This is a genomic window from Candidatus Binatia bacterium, from assembly GCA_036382395.1.
In the GTDB taxonomy this organism is placed as follows: Bacteria; Desulfobacterota; Binatia; order HRBIN30; family HRBIN30; genus JAGDMS01.
Genome location: DASVHW010000465.1, coordinates 1 through 6175 on the forward strand (window position 1 = coordinate 1; position 6175 = coordinate 6175).

The 6175-nt window shown below is 61.8% G+C and carries 6 protein-coding genes and 1 pseudogene; 2 read left to right on the forward strand and 5 right to left on the reverse strand.

Translation table 11 applies throughout. The features are described 5' to 3' along the window. The 5 genes and pseudogenes from VF515_22875 to VF515_22895 form a co-directional block, all read right to left on the reverse strand. A partial coding sequence (locus tag VF515_22875) for an ATP-binding cassette domain-containing protein (GenBank protein HEX7410472.1) occupies positions 1–612 on the reverse strand: 612 nt, incomplete at its 3' end. Between the two features lie 42 nt (positions 613–654). Next, positions 655–888, reverse strand: a pseudogene (locus VF515_22880) (ATP-binding protein). Between the two features lie 48 nt (positions 889–936). Continuing rightward, positions 937–1890: a DUF2950 domain-containing protein gene (locus tag VF515_22885; protein ID HEX7410473.1), complete on the reverse strand. Its 954-nt coding sequence runs from the start codon at positions 1888–1890 to the stop codon at positions 937–939. 10 nt (positions 1891–1900) lie between these two features. Continuing rightward, a complete protein-coding gene (locus VF515_22890) occupies positions 1901–3184 on the reverse strand; it encodes a DUF3300 domain-containing protein (protein HEX7410474.1) in 1284 nt (427 codons plus the stop codon). Between the two features lie 499 nt (positions 3185–3683). Beyond that, the gene (locus tag VF515_22895; GenBank protein ID HEX7410475.1) at positions 3684–3839 is read right to left on the reverse strand and encodes a hypothetical protein; all 156 of its coding nucleotides are present in this window, start codon (positions 3837–3839) and stop codon (positions 3684–3686) included. A 587-nt stretch (positions 3840–4426) separates the two neighbouring features. On the opposite strand from VF515_22895, the gene VF515_22900 reads away from it, so the two are divergent. After that, the gene (locus tag VF515_22900) at positions 4427–4885 is read left to right on the forward strand and encodes a hypothetical protein (protein ID HEX7410476.1); all 459 of its coding nucleotides are present in this window, start codon (positions 4427–4429) and stop codon (positions 4883–4885) included. Positions 4886–5647: 762 nt separating this feature from the next. Beyond that, on the forward strand, positions 5648–6175 hold a 528-nt coding region (locus tag VF515_22905; protein HEX7410477.1), incomplete at its 3' end, for a hypothetical protein.

Here is a 6175-nt window from a genome sequence, read left to right on the forward strand (position 1 = left end):
TTCGGCTTCGTCCATGTCGTGTGTCGTGATCAGAACCGTCATGCCGTAGTCGCGCCTGAGGTCCCGCAAGCGATCCCACACGGAATGGCGTGCCAAGGGATCGAGCCCGATCGTCGGCTCGTCCAAAAACAGGATCGCCGGACGGTGCAGCATGGCCTGGGCAAGCTCCAGCCTGCGGATCATACCGCCGGAATAGGTTTTCACGAGCTTGTGCGCCGAATCGGTGAGCCCCATGAAGTCGAGCGCGTCGCCGATGCGCACGCGTCTTTCCGCGCGGGGCAAGCCATAGAGCTTGGCCGACAGGAGCAGGTTCTCGTAGCCTGTCAGGGCGCCGTCGGCCGACAGGAGCTGAGGCACATAGCCGATGCGCCCCCTGACCGCTGCTGGAGACTTGATGATGTCGAAACCTCCGACCTCCGCATTCCCGGATGTTGGCGCCAGCAGGGTGGTGAGCATCTTGATCACCGTGGTTTTGCCCGCGCCGTTGGCGCCTAGCAGCCCGAAGATCTCGCCATACGGAATCCCCAGGTCGATGTGATCCACCGCGGTCAAGTTACCGAACCGGCGTGTCAGTTCGGTCGCCTTGACTGCGAACCCAGCGGTCGTGTTCATGTACACAGGGAGTTCCCCAGAGCGATTTGAAGTCTCATGCCCCTAACCGTGTATTATGGAGTCGTGCTTGGGGATGGTGAAATAGAAAACGGCGCTGTGATCGACTGCCCCCTCGGCCCACACCCTGCCTCCGTGGCGGTGAATGATGCGCTGCACTGTGGCGAGCCCGATGCCGGTGCCTTCGAAGTCATCGGCGCTATGTAAACGTTGGAAGGCGCCGAAGAGCTTACCGGCATAGGCCATATCGAATCGCGCCCCGTCGTCGCGCACGACAGACCTGACCCACTATGCTCGCCTGTAGGGCGCTAAACCGTTCTGGAACTGTCACTCCAGGTGAACCGGCCGCCAGGATTTGTCCGGATTGAACCGGGTCATCTGCCGGGCCAGCCTGGCCGTGTTGGTCCCGAGATCCTTTTGGTAGATGACGCCTTGGTGATTGATGATCAGGGTGCGGACTCCGGATAAACCATACTCCGCCGGCCATGCGACCAAGGCGAACCCGCCAATCATCTTGCCTTTGACGACATAATCGAAGGCACCTCCGGCGGCATCCGAGCCCTGCGCTCTTAGGGTGCGGAAGTAGTAGCCGTGGTACGGTTCGGATTTTCCGCCCCCTGCGGGGAAATTCCCGACCGCCGCCCGCGCGAAGCCTTTCGAAACCAGACTCTCGGGGGCGCCATCCCAATATACCCCATCGTGCTTGCCCGAAGAACTGACGACTTTCTGCGCGTATTGTAGAATGCCATCTCCGTTGTGGGCTTCCGCAGCATATTCCAGTTGGGCCTCGACGTAGCCCCGGCAAACTTCCATCGCGTTCATCTCGTTCCTACCGATGCGGCGGGCGAGAATCTCCAGCCTGCCTCGTGCCGAGTCGAACTGCCACTTCCCTTCCTTCCGAATCAATGGGACCGGAAACGGCCACTCTTGGTCTCCAACCGATAAGATCGTCTTGTCCGGGTCCGTTGGATCCTGATCGAACTGCATCTTCTCGTGGGCCAGGCGAACAAATTCCACGCGTCGGTCTTGGTCCTCGGCGGGATCGCCGGAGTCGACAATGTCCTTGCCCTCCGGCCCAAACAGTTTCAGCAGAGCCGCCGTGTCATTGTGCTCGGCTGCCTCAATCATCGCCCGGACTGCTTCCTGCGGCGTGGCGAAGGCTCGCGGACTCTTGCTCGGAGCAGCCTGCGACGATGCTGCCATCATTGCCAGGGCGACGGCTCCGAAACACATCAGCCGGCGCGTAATATCCCCCGGGTATCTCGACGTCCCTCTTCTCATGGCCACCTTCTTATCTTTGCCGGCCGCCACCGCCTGGCCGACCGCCGCCGCCTGGCCTTGAGGCCGGTGCCGCACGCATTGGTGCGCTCCGAGCCGGTGCCAGGCTTGGCCGTGACGCCGGTGCGGCGCGCATCGGAACGCTCCGGGCAGGTCCAATGCTGGAGAATCCATGATCGCTATGCATTCTCGACATTCCGCCGCTCTCGACGCCGCCGAAAGCGCTTGAGTTGCGCCTGGGAGCGCTCGGCGCAATCTGCCGATTGCCCATTCGCTCTCCCGGCGCGGCGGCTGGGGCAGGGACGCCGCGAACTTGCCCGCCGCTCGCTGGGTTTCCGCGAACCGGACCCGGCAAGTTGCGGGGTCTCAAGTTTTCGCGCACACCGGCCCCGAAGTGGTCAGCCAGCGCATGGTTCGGATAGGGTACCGCTTGGCGGTGGAATGCATCGTGGGCCCAGACAGTGGTGCCGTGCAGAGCCGTGCTGTGGTTCGAGTTGAAATTGTACCGGTGGATGAAGTTGTTGTTGACAATCACGGTATGGTTGGACCAGCCGGGCCGCCACCCCCACCCACCCCAGCCGCCCCATCCGCCGCCGAAAACAGCCCCAATCGCGATGCCAACGCCGAAGCCGAGAAAGACGCCCCCGACGAGTGCAGGATAATACCACTGCGCATACGGATAATAGAGGGGCGGTCCCCAGATGTAGACCGGATCGTACTGCGGCACGTAGATCACTTGCGGGTCCGCGGGCTCAATGTCGACGATGGGCTGGCCGGATTCGGTCGTCGTGGTCACTCTCTGCTGGCTCGTCGAGGGCAATTTCCCTGCCTGCTCTGCCTTGAACCGCATCCGCTGGACCGCGTCCATCACGTCCGGCTGCTGCGCGAGAAACGCGTTTCCAAGATTTGTCGTCCACGTGATGTCTTGGGTCAGGCGCTGGATGACGTCTGGAAACATCACCAGGGCCTGAACGCTTGGATCCCAGTTCTGTTGTTGTGCTGCTTGGGTGAGCGCAGGTCCCGTGAGACCCGGGTTGCGCTGGAACCACTGGTCCGCCTGCACGATTTCGAGCGGATAGGTGGCGGCTACCAAGATCTGGCTCAGCAACGGATCCGGGTACAGTGCAATCGGCGCTACCAGGTCATCCAGTTGGGCCGGCGACAGTGTCTGGCCTGGGGCTGGGTACGACGGTGGCTGTTGCGCACCCAGAGTCGCGCCTCCGGGCACAAGCAGCAGCATGGCACAGACGACAGCCACCATGCGGATGAATGCTACGCGAAACCGCTTAGGCAGCACATCTACCTCCTTGACAATGGGCGAGTGGCGCGGCTCACAATGCAACGAAACTGACGGGATACCCCGACTACGTCCGCCCAAATACACCGCAAAGTTTACCCCTAAAGTCTATCTTAATCGGAGAGCTACGGCAACGCGGTAATCTCGCAGTACGACTGCGCAGTCCTACGTGCGCAAGCCGGCGTGACGACAATGGCGGGTACGACTGCGCCCGTTCGATTGTCGCCGCCCGCGATGCGCTCGGTCAGCATTGCGGTTGCAGTCGCTGTAAGAGACCCCCTACGTGTTCACGACGTTCCGTCAGGACGGTCTGTTTTCTATTGCACTCTGCATCAAGCGGAGATGAGCGGTCAGATTCTCGTGTTCCACCCACCCCACGGTAATGCCCGACAGCTCCCGGATGAAGCATCGCGGTAGCGCCATCCGTCCGGGCAAGCCAGGCGCCCACGCCGAGGATTCCAAGAGCGAAGCGGATCAGCAGCTCGTGAACGGGCGACCCCTACGTGCTGCTGTCGTCATCACCATTATCGTCGCCACTGTCGTCACCACTATCGCCACCTTGATCCGCCACCACTTGCCGCCAGTGGCTGCTCAATGTGGAACATCTGCCGAACGCCAGCATGGCAATGATCATCACGGTTGCGGTTCGCTTCATCTTCTGTCTCCTCTGCCGCCCAAGTTTAGGAGCCGGGCGGTTCGTTGGTAATCACCTAGTGCACGGACGAGACCCGGTAGGTCGAGTGAGCACGGTCATCGGAGAACCCTTTCACCAGAATCCCATCGCGATGATCGTAGATGACGAATCCGACCACGACCAGTACTCCCGCGAGTATTACGCCATTGCCAGCTGTTCATAGCGGCGCTCCAGCGTGCCCTCCTTGGAATACCACCCGCCCAGAACAATCTTCTGCGTCGGATCGTCTGCCTCGTCCCTATTGGACAGCAAAAGCCGACGCAGGTGCAAGACGCGCTCGCGCTGAACTCGTAGAGTTGGTTGTACTCCAGCGGAACTTTTCACCAAGTTCAGGTAATGGTCCTCTCCGGCGTCTACCCACACTGACGAGTGACCCGCATCGTCGGTTGACTCGGCGCTGGCTCACGTGCCTGGGAGACGGTCAACCAATGCGGCCTGGGGTTCGTTAGTGGGCGTAGGGTGGAAGATGACGCTCGTATCGCCCGGTGTCCGGAGTTGATCACGTCATCGTATGCAAATCGAGTTCAAAATCCGAGAGGAGGATCGCAATGAAAGTGTCGAGAATGATCACCCTGATCGCGCCGCTCGCCGTGGCGCTCATCATGGCGCCGGGTGCGGCGCGCGCCGACCACGGCGGAGGATCGTGCCGCCAGGAATTCCAGAACCTCTGCGCCGGCAACACACCGGGTTCTGGGGGCTTCTTTGGTTGTCTTGATGCCTATGATGTTAAGACAAATTCGCAAGGGCTGACCGCCCCGTGCCTAACGCGTCTAAGTCACATCCAAACTAATATCGCCGCGTGGAAGACGTGCGAGGCCGACCAAACGGTCCAAACGGCCTGCGGACAAGATGTCGGCCCTGGCCACCACAAAGACTTCATCCGGTGCCTGCGCCAGTTGAACACGAGCGGCGGGCTGCCGACGAGCTGTCAGCCTCTGCTCGCCCAGCATCACGGGCATCACCATCACCAGCACCATTGCCATCCGACCCCGACACCGGGCCAGTGAGTCGAGCGCTAGCTGATGCCCACGGCCTCACGACTTCGTCACCGTCATGAGTAGCGCTCCTCGCGACGCTGCGCGTAGTAATCGTCGGCGGCCATGCGGTGCACTGATCACCACGGCACTCGCTCTGTGGCTGCTGGCAGCACCACTGTCAGGCTGTGGCGGTCCGGACTTGGTCATCGGCGGAAGCGTGCCACCGACACTAACGCCAGTGGCCGGCACCCCCACACCGACCACCTGCTCGGGGTCCGGTGGGGTGTGCGACGATATCACCGTCTTCTGCTGCGCACCTTTTACGTGTGTTGGCGGCGGCATATGCCAATAAGGATGGGCCTCGAAGCGAACCGAGCTACCGGACGATTCATTCGAGCGTAACCGCACCCGTTCAGGGCGTTGTTCACCGCGGCGAGACTCTCATCGACCGTAACGCTGCCGTCTGTGTTGGCGTCGCCTGCCGCACGGGCGGCGGTGGAGGCATTGCCCAGCGCGATGTTCACTATGGTTAGGATCTCACTCACCGTGACCTGATCGTCATTGTTACAGTCACCCAGATGATCGCCTTCCCGTGTGTCAGGATGAAATCGCCAGGCTGGTATTCACCTGCTTGCACTTCTTCACCGGGACCGAACCGTCGTATGGTTGCCCCGTGGATTTTACGGAGTTGTCGGCGTCCCATGTCGGCAAACGGCCGCGAGCTGTTTATGCAAGGAGCGCTTCAAAGGACTGGCATTGGCTTTAGCACGCGTGTGGTACACTATGCCTGTCATGGCCGACGGTAGCGTGTTCGACCTCCTGATCTTCGGCTTTCGGAACAACCTTGCCCGTGGGCGGGCGCTCGACTTCCTCAACGGCCTGCCGCCGTCGCAGGCCGGCCCGGCAGCCGTCGACCGCCACACGTCGAGGCCACAACGGCTCTTCGCGGCGCTCGACGCCGACCGCGCGCACCGGCTGCGCGCGCAATTAGAGGAACTCGGTGCGCAAGTCATTTTGCTCGACGTCAACGCACCCGTCCCCGACGCGATCACGGTCCAGGCTGCCGCGGAGCCGCCCGCGCCGGCTCAATCTGGGATACGGCCGTCCACGCTCTTCCTGGTGCTCATGCTTGCCGGTGGCGCATTTCTTTGGCGCATCAGCCTTCCGCTTGCCACGCCAAGATTGCCCTCGACGCCGGTGCACAGCGAGGCGCACGTTGAGGACCGACTGTTCAGCGCCGCAACCGACACTGGCCATGCGATAGTGGATATCGAAGCCGAGGCGATTCGACTGGTACGCGCTCGCGAGTATGCCGCGGCG

Excerpts from the sequence above, each read along its gene's own strand:
- VF515_22885 (HEX7410473.1), bottom strand. The coding sequence starts at position 1,890 with ATGAGAAGAGGGACGTCGAGATACCCGGGGGATATTACGCGCCGGCTG.
- VF515_22895 (HEX7410475.1), bottom strand. The coding sequence starts at position 3,839 with ATGAAGCGAACCGCAACCGTGATGATCATTGCCATGCTGGCGTTCGGC.
- VF515_22900 (HEX7410476.1), top strand. The coding sequence starts at position 4,427 with ATGAAAGTGTCGAGAATGATCACCCTGATCGCGCCGCTCGCCGTGGCG.